Raw genomic sequence first — 21,359 nt, 5'->3', positions numbered from 1 at the left:
AAACTTGTTTAAGTATTTTAATAATCCTAAGACATTGTATACTTAAAACGAATATTTTTGATATTTTCCAAAAAGAAATATCTATTTTTAGAAACAAAAAGAACCTTTTAAAATTTTAAAAGGTCCTCTTTGCTTACTTACATATTTTTATTCTTGAGCTTCATCTTCTAAAGCTACTTCTTCATCTTCTTGTTCCGAATTTCTATCAACAGCAATTAATTCGTCCCCATCTTTTAGGTTAATAACACTACTGCCTTGTGCGTTTCGACTAAAACTAGAGATTTCTTTAGCTAACATTTTTATAATAATACCTTGTTTTGTTAAAAGAATTAATTGTTCGTCTTCTTCTACTACGCAAGTTCCAATAACAAGTCCATCTTTAACTGTAATAGCACGTACACCTTTACCACCACGTTTTTGGATACGGAATTCAGAAAGTGGAGTTCTTTTTCCTATACCATTACTTGTAGCAATAAATAATTGTGAAAATCCTCGGTGAATAGATAAAGATACAACCTCATCCTTAGGCGCTAAATCAATACCTTTTACACCTTTACCACTACGACTAACAACTTTTACGTTACTTTCTTCAAACGTAATAGATTTACCGTAACGAGTTATCGCAGTTACGTACATATCGCCACTTGTTAATCCTACATTTACAACTTCATCACCATCGTTAAGCGTGATAGCTAAGATACCATTACGAGCAGAACGATTATATTCTACTAAACGTGTACGTTTTACAATCCCTTGTTTTGTGCCAAATACTACAGTTTGTTCTGAGTTGAATTCCTCAATTGCAAGAATTGCTTGTACATACTCATCATCCTGCATATCAAAAATTGTTCTAATAGAAACGCCTTTTGAATCTTTGTTAGTTAGTGGGATTTGATATGCCTTTGTTTTGTAAACAAGACCTTTGTTTGTAAAGAACATTAGCGTATCATGTGTATTTGCGATTTGTAGGTGTTTTACATTATCATCATCGAATGTGCCCATACCATTTACACCGCGACCATTTCTACGTTGTACACGATATTGAGCCTGAGGAATACGCTTAACCATACCATTTCTCGTCATTGTAACAACAACGTCTTCTCTTTCAATCAATTCCTCATCACTAATTGCATCAGCTGGAGGAGCGATAACAGTTGCACGGTCTTCACCATATACTTCAATCATTTCTTGAAGGTCTTCTTTAATAATTCTATCCATTACTTCTTGAGATGCTAATTTTTCTTTTAAGTTTTTAATTTCCAAATCTACTTGATTATGTGCTGCTCTTTGTTCATCTACTTCATAATTAGCTAGACGTTGTAATCTCATTGCTAAGATATGAGCTGCTTGTTTTTCATCAACACCCAATAGGTTATATAATCCTTCAATAGCTTCTTCTTTTGTTTTTGCTGCTTTAATTGTTCGTACAGTTTCATCAATATTTCCTATAGCTCTAATGACTGCATCTAATAAATGCATTTCTTTTTCTTTTTTATCCAAGTCAAACTGCAACTGACGTTGAATAACCTCACGTTGGTGTTTAATGTATTGTTCAATCATTTCCTTTAAATTCAACACTTTAGGTTCCATTCCATATTTAGTAGGAACTAAAGCTAGATTAATAATTCCAAATGATTGTTGTAACTGAGTATGCTTGTACAAATACTTCACAACACGGTCTGGGTTTACGCCATTTTTTAATTGAATAACTATTCGTAGTTTATCATGGCTATTTTCCCCTTCAGTTTCATCGCGAATGTCGTAAATAAAGTCCATCCCTTTTTGTACAATTTTTTTAGCGTTTTTCTTTTTCATATCACGTTGAGTTTGTTGATACTCTCTTTGAATCTGTTTGATTTGCCCTATTAATTTTTCTTTATTTACTTGGTAAGGAATTTGTTTAATAATGATTGCTTCGTAACCATCTACAAATTCTCTTTCAATCGTTCCTCGTAAAGTAATAGAGCCCCTACCTGTAGAGAATGCTTTTTTAATCCCTTCATCACCTAAAATTGTTCCACCTGTTGGAAAATCTGGACCTTTTACAATTTCCATTAACTCTTCAATTGTAATTTCTGGATTATCCATTTGTTCAATGATTGAAGTACACACTTCTCTTAGATTATGTGGCGGCATTGATGTTGCCATACCTACCGCAATACCTTCTGTTCCATTGATTAATAGATTAGGCAAACGTGCTGGTAATACTACAGGCTCTTTTTCGGCTCCATCAAAGTTATCTTGAAAATCCACTGTATTTTTATCAATATCTCGAAGAAGTTCATGTGAAACTTTAGCCATACGTGATTCCGTATAACGCATAGCAGCTGGAGAATCACCATCAATAGAACCAAAGTTTCCGTGTCCATCCACTAATGGAACTCTCATTTTGAATGCTTGTGCCATACGAACCATTGTATCATAAACCGCTGAATCACCATGAGGATGATACTTACCAATTACTTCCCCTACAATACGAGCAGATTTTTTATATGGTCTATTATATGCATTGTTCAATTCGTTCATCGCATGTAAAATACGTCTGTGTACTGGTTTTAATCCATCACGTACATCTGGAAGCGCACGGGAAATAATTACGCTCATTGCATAGTCAATCCAACCATCAGCCAAGGCATTAGTAATTGGCAGTTCTTTGATTTTCTCTTCTAATAACATCCAAATTTCACTCCTTAAATATGTATATGTTACAAGTTCGAGCTTTAAGTTATGTATGTACTACAGGTCTAAACTAGCCTTACGTCCAAATTTTTGTATGTAATCTTTACGTAGATGACTTTCATCACCCATTAATGTATGGAATAAGTTTTCTGCTTCAGCTGCATCTTCTACAGTAATTTGTAACAACGTTCTTGTTTGTGGGTCCATTGTTGTTTCTTTTAATTGTGTTGGATTCATTTCTCCAAGACCTTTATAACGTTGTACATTCGCATTTGGGAATTCTTTCAGCGCTGCTTCTTTTTCCGCCTCAGAATAGCAATATCTTAAAACTTTATCTCCTCGTTTTATACCGTACAGAGGTGGTTGAGCTAAATAAATATGTCCACGTTCCACAAGAGGTCTCATATAACGATAGAATAAAGTTAGTAATAATGCTTGAATATGCTTACCATCAACATCCGCATCCGTCATAATAATAATTTTGTTATAACGTAACTTTGAATAATCGAAATACTCGTCTAAATCAGTACCTATTACAGTTCTCATGAAGTCAATTTCATTATTTTCGTTAATTTTGTCGATTGATGCTTTTTCAGTGTTAATTACTTTACCTCTTAATGGTAGAATTGCCTGTGTCATACGGTCACGAGCTTGTTTAGCTGACCCACCAGCTGAATCACCCTCAACCAAGAATACTTCACGTTCAGCAACAGGGGTTTTAGAATTTACATCTGCAAGCTTATCTGGCATATCTAAAGAAGCATACTCTCCTGTCATTTTACGAGCACGTTTTTCTTGACGAGCCTTTCTTGCTGCCATTCGCTCTTCAAATGAATCAATAATTTTTTTAATGATTGTTTCTGCCTGATTTGGTTTTTCAGTAAGGAATTTGTCTAACTGTTTTGAGACAATTGCATTTACAATTGGCGCAACTTCTGAATTTCCTAATTTATTCTTAGTTTGCCCTTCAAACTGTGGGTCTGGAACTTTAACAGAAATAATTGCTGTTAAACCTACACGCATATCCTCACCATTAGGAAACTCTTTTCCTTTAATTAACTCATTCACTTGAATGTATTGTCTTATTGTTGCAGTTAATGCTGTTTTAAACCCAGTTTCGTGAGTTCCGCCTTCTGCTGTTTTTACGTTATTTACATAAGAAAAAATACCATCGTTACGATAAGCATCCGTATACTGCAATGCTAAGTTCACTTCTACCCCATCTTTCACTTCTGTCGCGGAGAAAATATCCTCATGCAATGGTGTTTTAGATTGATTAAGGAATTTAACATAATCAACCAACCCTCCATGATAACAAAAAGTTTCTGATACAGGTTTATCAGTTTCTGGGTCAATGTCACGTTCATCAGTAACTCTTATTGTTAATCCAGGATTTAAGAATGCACTTTCTCTCATTCTTGTATATATTGTTTTAAAATCATATTCTAATGTTTCTTTGAAAATTGTTCCATCTGGAACGAAATGAGTGATTGTTCCCGTATCATCTGCATTGGCTAAATTACCAACGACTTTTAGAGGTTGTACCGTTTTACCTCTTTCGAATTTAATTTCGTATATTTCTCCATTTCGTTTAACTCTCGCTGTCATTTCATCAGACAAAGCGTTAACTACAGAAGAACCTACACCGTGAAGTCCACCAGATACTTTGTATCCGCCACCGCCAAACTTACCGCCAGCATGTAATACAGTTAAAACAACTTCTACTGTTGGTTTTCCGAATTTAGGATGTAAATCAACCGGGATTCCACGTCCATTATCTTCTACAGTAATAGAGTTATCTGTATGGATTGTAACGTTAATATCACTGCAAAAACCTGCTAAATGTTCATCCACAGAGTTATCTACGATTTCCCAAACCATATGATGCAAACCGCGCGCAGATGTTGAACCGATATACATACCTGGTCTTACTCGGACCGCCTCAAGACCTTCTAAAACATCGATATTACTAGCATCATAAGATTGATTCTTATCAACAATTTTAATATCAGTCATTTCGAATTCCTCCCTTTTCTGGATTAAGTATATCAAAATAGATTTTGAATTTGTTGGCATTTCCTATTTAATTTATTTATTTTTTAATTTATCGCTTTTCCCTTTTAAAACGTACTTAAAAGTATATTATTTTAAAAAAATAGCGATTTTTTATGAATATTTTCAAAACAAACGACTGAAATTCATAAACAATAGGAATTTTATAAAACTTTTTAAAAAAAAGAGCTTAAGAATATATAAGTGGAGGGATTAATATGGAAGAACAACTTCCGTTAAAATGGTATGTAATTGTTGTTAACCCTGGGCAGGAATTAAGCGTAAGGGAGAAGCTGTCTGGATTAATGAAAAATAAGCAATTTGAAGACTACATTAAAGATGTAAAAATCATATCTGAAATGGTTGAAAGTAAAACCGGGAAACAACTTGAAAAAGTTCCAGATTACAAAGGTTATGTTTTTATTAAAATGATTCATACAAACGAAACATATAATGCTGTAAAGCTACAGGTGGTTCGTCATATTTTAGGTGGACCTACCCCAATACGTGATGATGAAGCAAAAAGGTTGTTTGGAGAAGAGGCATAATCCCCTCTTTCCTCTTTCGGAATTAATGTGTTAATGTTAGTGTTAATAAAAAATAAGGGGAAATTCAGAATAATGAACCACATACTACCTATGAAAGATTATAAAAATCTAATTGGGGCAGATGGCTCCGGGAAAGATACTATTTTTGAACTTATAAAAAGAGATTACCCAAACGCTTTATTGACTAGAGAGCCTGGTGGAACGGAACATGCTGAAATTATTCGTTCTGTAATTTTGGAAAAAGATTTGTCTAATAGCGAAAGAATTAGCTTATTGCTTCCACTATTACACACAGATTCTCTTAGTGGACGTACAACAAATTTACTCCAAAAGGCTCAACATGAAATTCATACAAATGGAATGACTGGCATGGCTGAAGCTTTTTTATATGCTGCCTCTCGTTCGGATAACATTGAAAATTCGATTCAACCTGCTTTAGAATCTGGTATTCCTGTTTTAGGAAGACGTTCGGTTGCTTGTAGTGTTGCCTATCAGGGGAATGCTAGGGGATTAGGTATGGAGAGAATTTGGGAATTGAATCACCCTATCGTAAAAGATACATACCCTACGCTTGAAATTTTCTTTGACCTACCGACTGAAGTTGCTATGAAACGCTTAGCCGGAAGAACAGAAAAACAAGACCGACTTGATGGAGAAAATGTTGAGTTTTTCGAGAAAGTACGAGAAGGTTATCTCTATTACTATAAAAATATTTGTCCTTATCCATATGTAATTGTAGATGCTACAAAAAGCATAGAAGAAGTACATAAACAGGTCAAAAATCTATTGAAGTAATTCAAAAACTACAATAGTCATACATACTTAGAAGGTTCTATTGAAAATAAAAAACAACCGAAAATATATCGGTTGTTTTTTATTACAAAGACAAAGTTTTCACACTTTCTCTTTGTAAAATCCTTAAGAAATTACACGCAACTTAGCACGCTCTTCTCTATACAGAATGTATTTTTTTGCTGTGGAACGGAAATTATGACTAATTAACGTATCCTCAACTAAGTCCTGAATGTCTTCGATTGTCGGAGTCTTATCACGGTGAATTCGTAAAATATTTTCCATGATAGTCTCTGTTATCTTTTGGGCAATGATTTTATTACCTTCTTTCGATGCCTCAAAAGCTTTGTAAACAGCGTTAACGATTCTTACTTTCTCAAAGAGAACTCTTTGACCGTCACGCTTTTCACAATACATGATTTTTCTCATCGACAATCACCTTCTTTACTATAAAAGAGAAATATTCCTAATTGTTATAACATAAAAATAAAAAAAGAGAACAATTTGTTCTCTTTTATGTGTATATTGTTACTTTAGCATCTGATTAATCAAAGCACTATTATCGATTTTAATTTCGATAACTTCACTTAAATCAGAAAATGTCAGCATTCTAATTTCATTTACGTCACAGAATTGTTCAATCAATTCTAATTCTTCTTCTTTGTAATTAAGTTTATCAACTACTATGTTCTTCGCCTTTATTTCTTGATTTCTGACGAATGAAAATGATAAGTCTTCTACATAAGTTGCTTTTTGTTTAAAAGCAAATTTAAGAAGATAATAACTTTCTATATCATTTGTCATAAATACATAGTTTTCTTTATGAAAAGCTTCTTCGTTTTTATTTTCCTTCTTCCATTCTCCCCATATATCTTCTACTGGAATTCCTGATTTAGCAGCAAATTCTTCTGCAATTAAACGCAACTCTGTTTGACTAGTAATTCCGTTTTGAAGAATAATATGTTTAATTTCAACTAATTTATGTACTTGGTCAGCAGCAGCTTCCATTTTCTCTTTTACCTTTGATAACGCAACAAAAGTATGGAAAGAAACCGTTTCAGCGTACAATTTAGCGTAGATAGATTTCGCTTTTTCCTTATGCTCAAATAGAATGTCATTATGGTCCATTCCTTCTGGCATTAATACAACCTTTACTGTGAATCCTTCTTTAACAAGCATTTCACCTGTTTTAAGAGTAGCTTGTCTTCCCGGTTCATCTCCATCGAAAGCTAGAACGATAGTTTGGCAGTATTCTCCCGCGCTTTCCTCTCTTACTTTAACTAACATTGCTACGTGTTCCGGTAACAATCCATTAGTTCCTCGATTCCCAAGGGTATTTTCGTACCCAAATAGAATCTTAGTAAACCAAGTCATTTCACCTTCAACAATGTTTACTACAGCATGTCTTGTAGCCTCTTCAAAATGAATAGGAACATCTACAGAACCTGCCAACCTCAAATGTTTCCATTCATTTGTTGCATGCAACGCTCTAGAGTAAAGATTGGTTACATGTCTTCTATTCCAGTAAGGTAGAACTACAGCATGAGAATGAAAATCAAAAGGTTTCGCTTCGCGTACTTTATCATTTTCATCTTTAAATTCAACCCATCTTATTACCGACGTTCTTAGAAGTTCTTCGGTTGTGTAATTTGGAGCCAGCTTATCATATAACCATGTTGCAGGGAACGATTCAGGAGCAAATCCTACTTTAAACCTTTTTACTTGTTCCATTGCATATTCTTTCCCGTTAACGTATTGAAAAGCTCTCCCTTTTCTCTCTACTTTCTCGCCATTTTTATCTACTTCTTCATATTTGGCTTCGAAGAAATAATTTTGTGCTTCTTCGCTTATTAGAAACTCCTGATGATACAGGTCAGCTGCTAAATTTAATATTTCTTGATTTAATTTAGCTTCTTTCTGTTCTTTTGTCATACGTTTTCTTTGCGTAACTTGAAGGATTTTATAACCTTTCATTTCCATAAGTTCTGCAATTGCTCGATAACGTTCTTTACCAATTGCTTTATACGCTTCTGTGTTTAATACGACTTTAGGGTCTACACCCAATTTAAAGATTAAATATACCTGTACTATATTTAATCCTTTTCCTGAGCACAAACAACCTCCTCTAAAACAACTAATTTTATTTGATGATAAGAGAATATTAGTTGAATTATCTTTTGCTGTATCATGACCGATACATCTCAATTTAATCTTCCCATTTTTCTCCGAACTCATTTTCAAATCAATTGTTCCATCTTCTTTTACAACTTTAGGATTAAATTTCTTAAGAATATCAACCCTAAATTGTTTTGTTTTTTGCAAATAGATGAGCAGCTCATCCATAGTGATTATTTTATTTACGTAAATTTCTGTTTTTGCATCATCATAGCTTATGTATTGAAACTTGCTCATATGCAATTCTCCTTTGTTTTTTTTAAATTCATTATAGACCAAAAAACGGTTATAGGTTTAAAAAACCTATTTTTTACGGATTCTAATATGAGTGTAATTAGAACTTATAAATTCATTAAAGAATTTTTCAAATTCATTCTCTTCTACTAATTGAAATCCAGAAAAAGATGTCTTGGAAAAAGACATTGGTGATAAAAGGTGTGTATCAAATCTATCTTCTTTCTTAAAAAACGGGCATTCTGCAAAAAATAAAATATTATAATGACCATTTTTATAGAACAACATTCGTTTTGTTTCATTATGTATAATTTCATTTAATTTCGCGCCTATGAATTCTTCTCTATTATCAGTAAGAGGTACAATTTCTTCTATATAACCTTTTTTATTTGTCTTCAACTCAAATGCTTCCTCATATATAGCTGTCAACAAATTAACAACCGGTGAAACATTATGATATGCAACATTCATAAGATAATATGGGTAGCTTGATATCATCGACTGTCTAAATGGAAAATCATGAAACATATCAAAATAATAAGCATACGTATTTATATACTCTGTATACAATGTGATGTAATATTTTAAAAACATTTCAAATTGCATTAAAGCAGAGTCAAAATCTAATTTTTTGCTATCCAATGCTTTTGTAACCTGTTGAACATTGGAATTTGTACCAACATCCTTCCCTCCATTTAAAGCAACCACAAAAGCTTTCTGTAAATCGAAACTTGCAAAATGCATTGTAATATCCTCAAAATTTCTGAAGAATGTATGCGCAGATGTTAAAGATAAATTATTCGCATCTCTTTTTCTTAAGCTCTGTGAAATAGAAATAGGATGATTTATATTGAAAAGCTCTTCTACCTTTTCATAAATTTCTTTTGGAAATTCTTCTGTATTGAATATTAATTGAAAAGGAATTTTAAAATATTTATATTCAAGCGCACTTTCTAATAACCTATAACTTGTTTTATTTAATTTTGAACTTGCCATCGTAACACTAAAATCAAATATTCCTGAACATTTTGCAATTCCCCTTAATGCAGCCAATTTACAATATAATTCATCTACTAAAAGCTGTGCTTCTCGTTCTTTCAATTTCTTCTTCTGTATATCCTTTTCTATAAAGATATCTAAAAAGGAAAAAATAGAATGAAAAGAAAATGAAACTTCAGGATTTTCCAATAAAGAATATAAAGAAGTCATCCACAAACTATTTGCTACCTCTACTGCACTAGTACAAGGTTTTCTTACGTTAACACCATGTTTTAATGCAAATTCTTCATATTCCTGTATTGCTTTAATTGAACGATGATGGCTAATTTTTCTATGTGTCCACTCTTGTGTTTGAAATTGTTTGTCTAAGTCCTTCACATACTGTTTCAATGTTCTTACAATCTCTTTAGTTCCATAAAGGGGAACAGTACATAATTCTGGTTGTACAAAAGCCCATTTTTCCTCTTCTTTTTCTGGTGAAATTAATCCTATTTCTAAAAACTTTTTTCTATCACTTGTTTCTGTATAATTGGAATATGTTTTTTCACCTAAATACAGAACGTGTTTTTTATTATATACCATTGAAATCTCTTTTTGGAGGGGCACAAGAAACGTAAAAATTTTATTTTCGTCCTTTAATACATCATACTCTTCATCGAAAAACAACTCGTGCACTTGTTTTTTAATAGGACCGCTCCATTTCTTACTATTTAAATTCAAAAAATCTGTAACGTTAATTTCTTCTTCCCAGACACCTGGTATAAAACCCCTATTATCCATAATATACACCACCCTCAAAAATATAAAAACAGAAAAAAAGAGGATTTTAAGCTTTTAGAATTAAATCATCAAATGAAGAATTTGTCTAGATATCATGTGATTGCTTTTGAATTTAGTTCATCACATAAGATTTAGCAAAACATACAAAACCAAAACCAAGGGGGATTTTACGTTGAAAAACACACTTTTAAACATGTTGCGTCCTGGCTTCATGGAACAACAAGAATTAGAAAAAAGAGAGGAGCCAAACGTATCTATGGAAACTGTAAGAAGAAATAATCTATCTTTAAATACAGAATACCCTAGTCAAGATTTAAATTTCTTGAATTCTAATGTATTTGTAGACGAAGGTTCAAATGTACTAATTGCTGCACCACATGATATGGAAGATGCTGAAGTAATTGCAGAAGCAATCTTTGCAAATAAAGCTGTTATCATCATGCTTGATGAACTTGAAGCTGGTATGGACCAAAGAATTTTAGATTTCATCAACGGTGTTTGCTACGTATATGGTATCGCTCCACGTCAACTTAAAGAAGAAAAGAAATTTGTTATCGACCCAATGCATAAACGTTCTACTAAAAATTTCCGTTAATATAAAAGCTCCAGATTATTTATCTGGAGCTTTTTATTATTAAGTTTTTAGTAAACTTCTTCATTTTCTGAATTAGCAATATCAATAATTGTTTTAGTGTGTTTACCCAAACAATTTTTACAAATTGGATAAAAAAGATTGTCATACTTTCTATTCAACCCTTTTTCTTCCTCATTTAACTCCGTATCACATTTAGAACAATAAGGATACAAATCGCTCATACTACCGTCCCCCTTGAATTTTATCTAAAATGTTAGATTTCCTATAATTAGCTTTCGACTTATACCGACAAGACTTGAACATAAAGAACCTCCTCTTACAGAGAAGGTTCAATTTTAATATCTTCAACTTTGAATTGGAACGTAATCCTACCCATCCACTCATTAATTTGAGGAATACCCAACACTTCACACGGTACCATTGAATTTCGTTCTAATGCTTTTTCATACTGTTTTTCCAACTCTTTAATTTTAGAAAAAGTTATTCCTTCAATGAATTGTCCATCTTGAACAAAATTAAATTTCAAAGCTTTTTCTTTCTGTGTTTCTTTATCACGTAGAACCTTAATACTTTCAATAAAAACATCTCCAGCATAAAATGTAGGTTCTTCGTTACCCATACCAAACGGTTCGAATAAGTTCAACTCGTTTATTAAATCAAAATTAATTTCTTCGAATTGAATTTTTGCGTCGTAAAACTTTTTAGGCTCAAATACTTCTGGACCAAATTTATCCGCTTGTTTCTTTACAGCTAAACGGAATAGCTCACGGAATAAATCTAATTGTTCTGGTTTTAACGTTAATCCAGCTGCTTGTTCATGCCCCCCATAAATGTATGGTCCCATTTCCTTTTCTACATCTATTAAAGCATCCAAAACACTAATTCCATGAATCGAACGAGCTGAACCTTTGTACACTTTTGTTCCATCTGGATTTATAAATGGCGCTAATGCAATTGTTGTACGATAATATTCCTTCAATACTTCACCGGCTACTAAGCCTGTAATACCAACATGAAGATTAGGAGAAGTTACAACGATTCCATAATCAATATATTCTTCGTTCTGTTCTTTTAGGAATTTTAAGATTTCAGATGCGTTATCCGCAGATAACTTTCTTCTTTCTAAATTTATTTCATGAAGCTGTTTAGCGAGTTCATTTACTTTTTCTTCATCTTCTTCCATAAGGAACTCTGCTGCTGGTGTAGGGTCATATAAACGTCCAGTTGCATTTAATAACGGACCATAGGTAAAACCTAAATCCATTGCAACAATTGGTCGCGCCTTCCCTTTAGGTTTGTTTTTGTTTTTTTCTTTTTCCTTCAATTCCTGTACAGCTGTCACCCATCTTTTCGGACTCTTATTCATAATATTTAACCCTAATTTCACATAGTTTCTAACTTCAAAACTATCAGTCTTCGTATTAAACATTGGAACCATATCAGGTACTAAACCGCAAGCTACCAAATCCAACATTTGATACAATTCCCTCTTAGGATAATGCAAGTAGTCAAATACTGCTTCAATTACTTTGAAAGCTACACCAGCGCCCGATAAATCTTTCCCTTGATATTCACAGTCTATTCTTTTCGGATTAATAACCGCAAAACAGTCTGGTATTGCCATAACTTCATGTTCATTTTCAATCACTTTTGTCTTTTCTGGGATTCTATCACGTTCACCAATAGGAAATACTACAGGCTCATGGTGGTCAGTAACAATTACATCTTTTTGATGCGTATGAGTTAGTTCATATATAGCATCATAAGCTTTAATTCCTGTATCCCCAGTAATAATAAGGTCATACTCTGCAAATTTCTCAACATTGTTAACATTAACTCCATATCCATCCTTAAAACGGTTCGGAAGAAAATAATCAACTTGTTTCCCTAACAATTTAAAACCTTTCACATATATGGCTGTAGTCGTCGCCCCATCCGCGTCGTAATCGCCGTGTATAAGAACGCGTTCCATTTTTTGAATGGCTTTGTAAATTCTCGTTGCTACTTTATCAATATCTGCTAACAAAGAAGGGTTATGTAAGTCTTCGTTGAAATTTGGTTTTAGGAATAACTGGGCTTGTTTATCAGTTTCAATCCCTCTTGAAACTAACAATTTAGAAGTTAATGAAGTTAATTTTGCTTCTTGTTGTAAAATTTTAGCTTTAGTTACATCATAAGGTTTTTCAACCCATTTTTTAGTCATCTTTTGTCATTTCTCCTTTTGTTGTTTTTCTTTTGTTGTGTAACATAATTATATACATTTTTAAATACTTTTTACTGAAAAGAGGAATTTATTTTGAATACAAGGGAAGAAAAAATTTATAATAGTGATTTTTTTAAAGACAAACAAGACTTAGCAAAACAATTAATTGATTTTGAAAACAATGGATGTGGTTTTTTGCCAAACTCTCCTAATTATGCGTTTATTCCCCCTTCTGGAATACAATTTGGGGATAAACAAGTAACTTTAGGAAGAATTGATAAATACTATTACTTCGGTATCGAAACAAATGAAAACGTTTGGAAATATCATGCCTTTGAAGATGAAGGAACATGCAATCTCTTTTTTCATGACATCCCAGACATAGATGAGAAGACTTTAGCTTTTTGGCTACTTCAAATCAAAAGATTATCTGAAAAGTTTTAACTATAAAGGAGATTAAAATGGATTATTTATTCATTTTATTTGCTGCAATCTTTATTCTTGTTACATTTTTCTTACTAAAGATGAGGCGAAAAAATAAAATTTTACTACAAAACTCTAAAAGACAACAATTGCTTGTCTCTTTAAATGAACATTTAAAAGAGATTAACAAACCTAGCAACGAGAAAAAGATGAACAAAGAAGAAGTACAACAAATTAAGAAAAACATAGAAGAAATACTAGAACAAGCATTAGACGGCAAAATAGATGATACAACGCTTGAAAAAAACATAGAAAACATCAATTATTCTTTACAAAATGTAAAAAGCAAAACAAAACAAGAATTCGATAAGAAAGATGAACTCATTAAAAAAATCAATTATGAAGTTGGAAGATTTAAAACGTTTTTAAACACAAATGTTTTTTATCCCAAAGAATTTTTGTTTACAGCTAACAGACTTGAAGGAAAAGTAATTGATTTACAAGAATCAAAACCTGAAAAACTATCAAACCTTATGAATGACATAGAAAAAGAACTGTTTCGTTTTCAAAATGATTTGAAAGAATTCTTTAAGCTACATAACAAATTAAAATCATTCATTGCGAATACTCCTGAACTTACCGGCAACGATAAACAAGAAATTTATTTTCACATACAAAACGGAAAGTTCGAACAAGCGGAGGCACTCATGAATAAATTTCTTAATACAAAACCAGAAAAAGAATACGAAGATGAACTTACAAAAAAATAAGAATAAGCAGCCCAATTAATCTGAATTGGACTGCTTTTTGGTATATTCTTTAACCCTTTTGTACTCGAAAGTCGAACCCATTAGGATGAAAAATATTGTTATTATTTTTGTTGAATCCACTTATCTCCTAACCATGTTTTAATATGCACCCAATTTCCCCATTTTTCAAATGCTTCAACTGTTTGGTTAGCTGAGAGGGCTGCCCCTGTTTTCCTATCTTCAAAAGGTAGACTATATAAATCTTTTCTTTCTTTTAAGGTTATTTTCTCCGTTATTTGTTCTATATTTCCGATTATCGGATATTTAGGTGATACCCAATAAGCACCATTCCCTGTATTAATTAGATAATATGAGCCTCTTTTATCCATAGCGGTAACTGTTTGTGGACCAATAGTCGTTCCAGTATTATATTTAGAATCTGGTTGGGAAAATAAAGATTCTTTAAAAGGTAAATTCATGACTTCTTTGTAATTCTCTACAATTGCATTTTGAGGTCTTATATACATATTCCCTACCCAAGTTTTAATAAGATACCATCCATTAATCTCTTCTAATGAATACACTGTTTGAGGACTAATAACCACTTTTGTTTTGTAAGACTCAAAAGGATAAGAATATAAGCTCGCATTTTCACTCAATGTAATCTTTTTAGTTACAACATTCTTGATGCCTTCTACATATAAGTTAGTTTTAATATATCTATTACCTAACCAAGTTTTAACTAAAATAAAATCCCCTTCTTTTTGTACGGCTTGTAAAAGTTGCGGACCTATTTTAGCAGACATCTTTGCACCATCTTTTGGAGAAGCATATAAATAATTATCACCAAATGTGGTTATTTTAGAGTTAAATTCTATAGGTATTTCTCCCGAAGTTGTAGGAGCTTGTACCAAACCTCTTCCTGTTTTATTATCAAACCCTTTTCTGTCTACATCCACGATATTCGTATACATCACTTTCAGTATATCTTCGACCTTTGCTTTTGGATATGCACTTTTATACAAAGCAACCACGCCTGTAGTATATGGAGCTGCCATACTAGTTCCGCTCATATATTCATATTTTCCACCTATATAGGTACTTAATATGCTTACACCTGGAGCAGCTACATCCACTTCGGGACCAACTGATGAAAAATCAGCATGTTTATTATATTTGTCGACTGCTGCTACCCCAACCACTTCGGGATATTTTGCTGGATAGTCAACACCTGAATTATCCTTTAAATTATCGTTTCCGCTAGCTGCAACAACTATTACCCCTTTTTCTTTAGCTTTCTTAACAATAGCCTGATATGTTGGAGAACCTTCTGGGGAGCCTATACTTAAATTCACTACATCCATACGGTTTGTTATACACCAGTCTATTCCTGCCACTATATCCTCTATAGTTCCATCTCCACTTCCATCCAAAACTTTAACTGCGTACAATTTACTGTCTGGAGCCACCCCAACTGTTCCGATATTATTGTTTTTTGCACCAATAATTCCTGCGACATGTGTTCCATGTCCGTTAAAGTCATCGTATCCTTTACTTAAAGTCCCATTATCCAACACCTCTTTAACAAAAGATATTCCACCTTCGATTTTTAAATCTTTATGATAGAACTCAATCCCTGTATCCAGAATAGCAACTTTAACGCCTTTTCCTGTTATTCCTTTTTTCCAGGCTTCTTTTGCTTTTACACTATTAATTCCATAACTCTCGGTTTGTTTTGCTAAGTTGATTGATTTTGCCGATACATTCTTTGTCTTTGGATTTTCTAGTAACGTTACTTCTTTATTGTATTCAACTGATAGAACATCAGGATTTCTTTTTAAATTATTAATAGCTGTTTTAGTAAGTTCAGCAGATATTGCCGGGATATTTTTGAAATCTCGACCAACTTCCCCATTATTATTTAAAGTGACAGTTCTATTTTTAGATTGATTATCTTTGAAAATGATAATTACTTTTTTCTTAGTTACATCTTTTTCAGCAGCATATGCTTGATTATTAAAGCCGATTGTAACAAGAGCCGCAAATCCCAAAGTAGCAATTATTTTTTTGATAAAAATTCCCCCTCTCAATGTAAATTCAACCTTCTTTTTAACATAATTTTCTGAATTGTAAAGTTCTTTATAGGCACAATTTAAATTTCTTCTTTTTCTAACACTTGCTTTTTTTTTAGTATTTTTTATTATTTTGGGTGAGAAAGACCCTACCATATCCAGAAATCGATACATAGGATAAACTCAATATAAACCCCAAGTAAACTTATAAAATCAATAAAAAAATGATGCGTTTTTACGCATCATTTTAAATATTAAAATCCGTTCAAAAAACCATCTATATCATCATCAATTGAAGGAGCTTGAATTTCATTGCTGTCATTGGCACTTTCCTGCTCAGACGATTCCCCATCGTCTGTTTTTTTCTTTTCCAAAAAACGAAACGATTCAATCACAACGTAAGCTCTACTTTTCTTATTTCCATTTTCATCTTCCCAAGTTGGATTATGAATTTCCCCTTTTACGGCTACTAATACTCCCTTTTTAGCCATTTCCACTATGTTACCTAATTTTCCAAAAGCTCTACATTGAATCCATTCAGTTTTTCTACCTTCCGGTGTATAAGAATGGAATAATGGCAAAGAAATCGTTACCAACTTTGTACCATTTTTAGTCTCTGTCGATTCCGGCTGGCTGCCAATTCGACCAATCAATATTAATTCATTAAGCATTTTATTCACCTCATCACTTAAAACACAAGTCAATTTTAACAGTGTTTTAAAAAATGTGTGAAAAAAACTTGGCATTACGATTCCAAGTTTCTGAATTTCATAGGTTATGTATTTCGGTTATGTATTTTAAATCCCTTTTAATTATGTATTAGCTTACTTTTTCATGATTTTTTTTATATCGTTCATAGTATGTATTTAAAATCGATTCCGCTTCTTTATAGAATTTATTATCCGTTTCAATATTCTCTTTATATTTCGAACTGTACATGACAAATCTTCTAACAATTTGAATACCTTCATCCGTGATAAAGAAATATACCCGATATTCATCATCATTCCGCTTCTCTACTGGGTCGAATTTTGAAATATACATTCTATCATCATTTTCCATTAGCAAACTCCAGCCTCTAATGCCTAATTCTTTAGCGATGCCCTTAATGTTTCTGTACATTCAATCGGAGCAAGATGCTCCATCCCTCCTTATTCGCCTGTTTTTCTGGATTTACTCACGTATCTAATCGTTATTTCAATTATAAATACAGAATCCACAAAAAACAAGGCGTTTTTTCTGAATTTGGAAGGTTATTCTGTATTTTATTTATTATTATTTTGTGATTTTTTTTGAAAAAATCCGGCATTCCTTTTGTTGTTTTCAATTTTATGTAAGATATTTAATAATGACTTCTCTTTTTTCTTAGGAATATATAACTTTTTCTTAAACATGGGCAATCCTAAGAAGCCATAGTTAATAATAATTAGCCTATCTTGTTTCTTAATATTACTGATATGAATATATTTGTACATTTTTTCACGAGTCAAGATTCTTCTACGTTTACTAAAATAAAGATAATCATTGTGAAAAACCAATTTCTTTGTATTTACCACTTTTTTTCGTTCATTCTCTTTTAGAGTCATGAGAAACTCTTTTTGTTCTAATAAATCCTTCTCATCAAAAATCACTTCAATTTTTTCTTTGTGATTAGAATTATCTTGTTTGTGTATTGTATAAGCAGCCATTATTTGCAACAACGTTATAATAAGTAATTCTATAAATAGTACAAAGTAACCACTTACTAGAAAAACAATTGTACATGTGACAAAAAAATACACCCTAATAAATTCCCAATAAAACTCTTTTGTTTTTTCATTTGTATATGGATGATATTTTGTAGAAATTACCCCCATTTCCTGTAGTTTCTTATATACTATATTGGCTGTAACAACGAATAAAATAGCCGCTATGATAATAACAATGCTTAACATAAAATCCCTCCCCTATGGAATAACGACATTAAATTAAAGAAAATAAGTGATTTTATGTACCTTATGTCGTAAACTTAATTAGTTTTAAGGAGGATGATTTTTTTGAGTAAAAAAACTTTTATTTCTATAATCTTTTTGTTTTTTGTACTATTATTATCGTTTACATATTATTGGTTTTTCATCCAGAACGATAAGGAAACAAATTCTTCTATGAATATACAAAATCCGAAAAATAGTATACGTGTTTCTAATGACATAACTATTGTTCCTAGTTCTAGTAAAGAACTTAAAATTGAAACTACTGGAGCTTCTAAAGACATATACATAGTGAATGCAAAAACAAACAAGAAGGAGTTAATCCATACTTCAAGCATTCCAACAATTATTACTTCATTAAAAGAAACAGATAAAATTTATCGTTCCGGAGATAAAACCCTCTTTGTAGCCTATGAATTCACTGAACTACCTGAAAAGAACAACAAAATTGAGAAAAAAAATGAACATGGATATGTTTTTCAAATTGATAAAAATGGGGAAGTGAAAAAGATTTACACTACAGAAAACATCTTTGACAGTGCCCATAAAGATGCAAACAACCTTTTCATTTATGAAAAAATATATTTAGATGATGCAAACATGTATCCTAGTTATTATAAGCCTTACATAAGCGTTAAAAAGGTTTACAAAGATGGAAAATTCATAGAAGTCGAACGAAAAATCATAGACAAAACAAAATAAGGATGGACTAATTGTCCATCCTTTTAAATATTAATAACATCGTCATCCTCATCCGCGTCTTCGAATATGTCTTCTTCTAAAGATTCATCGAATTCTTGGAAATCAATAGTACGTAATGCAAATTCGTCATACAGTGGAGATTTAAATAAAATTAAATGTGAATCTTTCCCTAACCAATCCATATTTAATTCAGGAATACTTTCCATTTGAATAAAAGGCTCCATTAACTGATTTGACTTTGAACATTTAGGTATTTCATCAAAGTCTATAAAGCTTGGATATCCTTTTAACTTAAACCCTGTATCAATTACATAATCATTTACTCTTTGTTCCAATTGCATATACACATCGAATGCTTTTTCACCATACATAGATTCTAATTTTCTAATGAATTCAGGATTACTTTCTTCACAGTATTCCCATTCAGGCATTTCATAAGCCGGGAAAAACCTAACATCACTATATGGAACATTTGATTGATATTCAATTGTGTTTATCATTTTATCTAACGAAGGATTTGTATATATGTTTATTGCGTAGGCTCCTTCGCCTCTTTCTTTGACACAATCAAAGCAGTAATAAAAAGAATATAGTTTTTTATTTTCTGTATTTTTCACAGGCATCATAAACTGACAAATAAATTCCATATTCTTTTTGCAATTTTTACATTCATGAATTTCTATTTCATCTGTAACATATGGCTTACCACCAAAGTATGTATCTAATTTTGGGGTTTCGTCCTCATCTAAAGGAACTAAATCGAAGTGTAAAGATGCTTTTTTGAGTCTATGTATTTCGTCTTTAAAGGTAATAGTCATCTTTTCGGGTTAATTTCTAACCCTGCCCCCTCTCGCAATTTCAATTATCTATCCTTTTTTAATTTTAGTTTAAAAACCTTCACTTTTTCATGAAATAATAAGTAATTGATTTGAAAAATCAGTATAATAATCTTAGTAAAAGTATTAAAAAAGGGAGATATTCCAATGTTTATTTGCGATAAAGTAACAATTAACAAATATGAATATTGCATCCCAAATGCACATATTCAAGAAATATTCAAAGAAGCAAATAAAAGGAATATTGGCACTCTAGTCTTAGCAGAACAACATCAAAAACCTGTTAATAAACATAAATGGATACATTTGTCTAAAGAGTACAATATTAACCTAATGTTAACTACAGAAATGCAATGTTTTATGCCTTTCTCTAACAATAAAATCCCTTTTCTATTTGTTTCAAGAAATAACCTCGAATACAACACAGTTAAACGTCTGTCTGATATAGTACATGCTCAACATATACCCTTCTTAAACGAAGAAGCTTTCGATTACTTCGAAAGATTAGGATTTGAAATTTGGTACCGAAAAAACGAAAAAATTATTGATTTTTTCACTGAAAAAACGGTAAGTGATATTCCTAAAATACCTTTTAAGGATTCAGATATTGAATATTTTCATACATTCAATGTTCAATCTGTAACAAGTTATGACTCATTCTTTTCTTATCCAGTTGCTATTCCACATTTCCCTACTAATTGGGAAATAGCATCAGAAGAAAGTGACAATAAAAATGATATGCTATTAAAGGACATATTCAAGCACATTGATGAATGCATCGACGAAAGTGAACAAGCAAGACTAATGAAAGAAATTGAATGGTTACAAAAGTCAAATCACTACAAGGTGTTTTTGTTAGCTTCTCAATTGAAAGAAAAAATTAAAAACCTAGCATTCAAAGGTTCATTTCATAACTTTTTACTCTCACATAAAATGGGATTAATTAATAGAACGCCTAAAAAATTAGCTAATTTAACAGATGATTATTATCCAGATTATATATTTTTTACGCATCCTATGTATGAAAAGATTCTGGACTCAACAACAAGGTCTATTCTCAAATCAATGAATAGCCAATTGAAAATCCCCTTTTTAAGAGAACCTATTCTTTTTTGCTCTGTAATTGAATGGTTTAAAAAAAGTCATTCAGATATAGATATGGAACTTATTATTCTTTATAAAGACTTATATGACGAAAAAAGCCATGAAGAAAAACTAACTTTTTTTGAAGATATGAAATTTTATTTTCTACTACACCCTGGAGCAGAAGAAGCCTTTAAGCATGCTATTTATTTCTCAGAAAAACAAATCTTTAAAAGGCAACCTCAAACAAATAGACTCGCTATTGTTGAAAAGGGAGAATATAAGGCATTAGATGACTATATAAATGTGGACATAGAAGAATTAAAGGAACACTTATGTCCTACTGTAATATTAAATTTCAATAAAAAAACCCTTAACTTAGAATTATCTAGTTAAGGGCTTTTTTGTGATTGTTTCTTTTAAATAAACTGTATCATTAATTTTCTTTTGCTTATCTCTTCTACCAA

The 21,359-nt window shown here is 31.8% G+C and carries 19 protein-coding genes; 7 read left to right on the top strand and 12 right to left on the bottom strand.

The genetic code is table 11. The features are described from left to right. Window positions 1–147: 147 nt before the first annotated feature. Together gyrA and PDL00_RS01655 are read right to left on the bottom strand one after the other, a co-directional pair. Window positions 148–2,676, bottom strand: coding sequence for a DNA gyrase subunit A (gene gyrA / locus PDL00_RS01660; protein ID WP_270725740.1), 2,529 nt, complete (start codon window positions 2,674–2,676; stop codon window positions 148–150). Window positions 2,677–2,736: 60 nt separating this feature from the next. Next, a complete protein-coding gene (locus PDL00_RS01655; protein ID WP_270725738.1) occupies window positions 2,737–4,695 on the bottom strand; it encodes a DNA gyrase/topoisomerase IV subunit B in 1,959 nt (652 codons plus the stop codon). Window positions 4,696–4,949: 254 nt separating this feature from the next. Here PDL00_RS01655 and PDL00_RS01650 point away from each other — a divergent pair, with 254 nt between their 5' ends. Beyond that, window positions 4,950–5,279 (top strand): transcription termination/antitermination NusG family protein, encoded by a 330-nt coding sequence (locus tag PDL00_RS01650; protein ID WP_098007167.1) that lies wholly within the window; start codon window positions 4,950–4,952, stop codon window positions 5,277–5,279. Between the two features lie 72 nt (window positions 5,280–5,351). Then, window positions 5,352–6,074 (top strand): dTMP kinase, encoded by a 723-nt coding sequence (tmk, locus tag PDL00_RS01645; protein WP_270725736.1) that lies wholly within the window; start codon window positions 5,352–5,354, stop codon window positions 6,072–6,074. Window positions 6,075–6,197: 123 nt separating this feature from the next. Here the strand turns inward: tmk and PDL00_RS01640 are convergent, their stop codons facing one another. From PDL00_RS01640 to PDL00_RS01630, 3 genes are all read right to left on the bottom strand, one after another. Beyond that, on the bottom strand, window positions 6,198–6,500 hold the full coding sequence (locus PDL00_RS01640; protein WP_098007169.1) for an ATP cone domain-containing protein: 303 nt from the start codon (window positions 6,498–6,500) through the stop codon (window positions 6,198–6,200). A 99-nt stretch (window positions 6,501–6,599) separates the two neighbouring features. Further along, window positions 6,600–8,483, bottom strand: coding sequence for a toprim domain-containing protein (locus PDL00_RS01635; RefSeq protein WP_270725734.1), 1,884 nt, complete (start codon window positions 8,481–8,483; stop codon window positions 6,600–6,602). Window positions 8,484–8,549: 66 nt separating this feature from the next. After that, window positions 8,550–10,259: a pyruvate formate lyase family protein gene (locus PDL00_RS01630; protein ID WP_270725731.1), complete on the bottom strand. Its 1,710-nt coding sequence runs from the start codon at window positions 10,257–10,259 to the stop codon at window positions 8,550–8,552. 172 nt (window positions 10,260–10,431) lie between these two features. Here PDL00_RS01630 and sepF point away from each other — a divergent pair, with 172 nt between their 5' ends. Beyond that, the gene (gene sepF / locus PDL00_RS01625; protein WP_098007172.1) at window positions 10,432–10,854 is read left to right on the top strand and encodes a cell division protein SepF; all 423 of its coding nucleotides are present in this window, start codon (window positions 10,432–10,434) and stop codon (window positions 10,852–10,854) included. 47 nt (window positions 10,855–10,901) lie between these two features. On the opposite strand, the gene PDL00_RS01620 is transcribed toward sepF, so the two are convergent. Further along, window positions 10,902–11,075: a hypothetical protein gene (locus tag PDL00_RS01620; protein WP_176543836.1), complete on the bottom strand. Its 174-nt coding sequence runs from the start codon at window positions 11,073–11,075 to the stop codon at window positions 10,902–10,904. A gap of 95 nt (window positions 11,076–11,170) precedes the next feature. Then, entirely contained in the window at window positions 11,171–13,057 is a 1,887-nt protein-coding gene (gene recJ / locus PDL00_RS01615; RefSeq protein ID WP_270725727.1) for a single-stranded-DNA-specific exonuclease RecJ, read from the bottom strand. 93 nt (window positions 13,058–13,150) lie between these two features. Here recJ and PDL00_RS01610 point away from each other — a divergent pair, with 93 nt between their 5' ends. Together PDL00_RS01610 and PDL00_RS01605 are read left to right on the top strand one after the other, a co-directional pair. Further along, on the top strand, window positions 13,151–13,501 hold the full coding sequence (locus PDL00_RS01610) for a DUF3964 family protein (RefSeq protein WP_270725725.1): 351 nt from the start codon (window positions 13,151–13,153) through the stop codon (window positions 13,499–13,501). Between the two features lie 17 nt (window positions 13,502–13,518). Continuing rightward, window positions 13,519–14,250: a hypothetical protein gene (locus tag PDL00_RS01605; protein ID WP_270725723.1), complete on the top strand. Its 732-nt coding sequence runs from the start codon at window positions 13,519–13,521 to the stop codon at window positions 14,248–14,250. 101 nt (window positions 14,251–14,351) lie between these two features. Here the strand turns inward: PDL00_RS01605 and PDL00_RS01600 are convergent, their stop codons facing one another. The 4 genes from PDL00_RS01600 to PDL00_RS01585 form a co-directional block, all read right to left on the bottom strand. Further along, a complete protein-coding gene (locus PDL00_RS01600) occupies window positions 14,352–16,475 on the bottom strand; it encodes a S8 family peptidase (protein WP_270725721.1) in 2,124 nt (707 codons plus the stop codon). A gap of 80 nt (window positions 16,476–16,555) precedes the next feature. Continuing rightward, window positions 16,556–16,972 carry a single-stranded DNA-binding protein gene (locus PDL00_RS01595; protein WP_270725719.1) on the bottom strand — a complete coding sequence of 139 codons (417 nt, stop codon included), beginning with the start codon at window positions 16,970–16,972 and terminating at the stop codon, window positions 16,556–16,558. Between the two features lie 148 nt (window positions 16,973–17,120). Continuing rightward, window positions 17,121–17,363 (bottom strand): hypothetical protein, encoded by a 243-nt coding sequence (locus tag PDL00_RS01590; protein ID WP_141462954.1) that lies wholly within the window; start codon window positions 17,361–17,363, stop codon window positions 17,121–17,123. Between the two features lie 203 nt (window positions 17,364–17,566). After that, on the bottom strand, window positions 17,567–18,235 hold the full coding sequence (locus PDL00_RS01585; protein ID WP_098517642.1) for a hypothetical protein: 669 nt from the start codon (window positions 18,233–18,235) through the stop codon (window positions 17,567–17,569). 102 nt (window positions 18,236–18,337) lie between these two features. Between PDL00_RS01585 and PDL00_RS01580 the strand changes: the two genes are divergently transcribed. Next, window positions 18,338–18,973, top strand: coding sequence for a hypothetical protein (locus tag PDL00_RS01580; protein WP_270725714.1), 636 nt, complete (start codon window positions 18,338–18,340; stop codon window positions 18,971–18,973). Window positions 18,974–18,996: 23 nt separating this feature from the next. On the opposite strand, the gene PDL00_RS01575 is transcribed toward PDL00_RS01580, so the two are convergent. Next, entirely contained in the window at window positions 18,997–19,791 is a 795-nt protein-coding gene (locus PDL00_RS01575; protein ID WP_098007210.1) for a hypothetical protein, read from the bottom strand. A gap of 165 nt (window positions 19,792–19,956) precedes the next feature. Between PDL00_RS01575 and PDL00_RS01570 the strand changes: the two genes are divergently transcribed. After that, window positions 19,957–21,288: a hypothetical protein gene (locus tag PDL00_RS01570; protein ID WP_270725711.1), complete on the top strand. Its 1,332-nt coding sequence runs from the start codon at window positions 19,957–19,959 to the stop codon at window positions 21,286–21,288. The last annotated feature ends 71 nt before the right edge of the window (window positions 21,289–21,359 follow it).

It is taken from the genome of Bacillus cereus group sp. TH152-1LC (genome assembly GCF_027710505.1).
GTDB classification, from domain to species: Bacteria; Bacillota; Bacilli; order Bacillales; family Bacillaceae_G; genus Bacillus_A; species Bacillus_A mobilis.
This window is presented reverse-complemented; position numbering and strand designations above follow the sequence as displayed.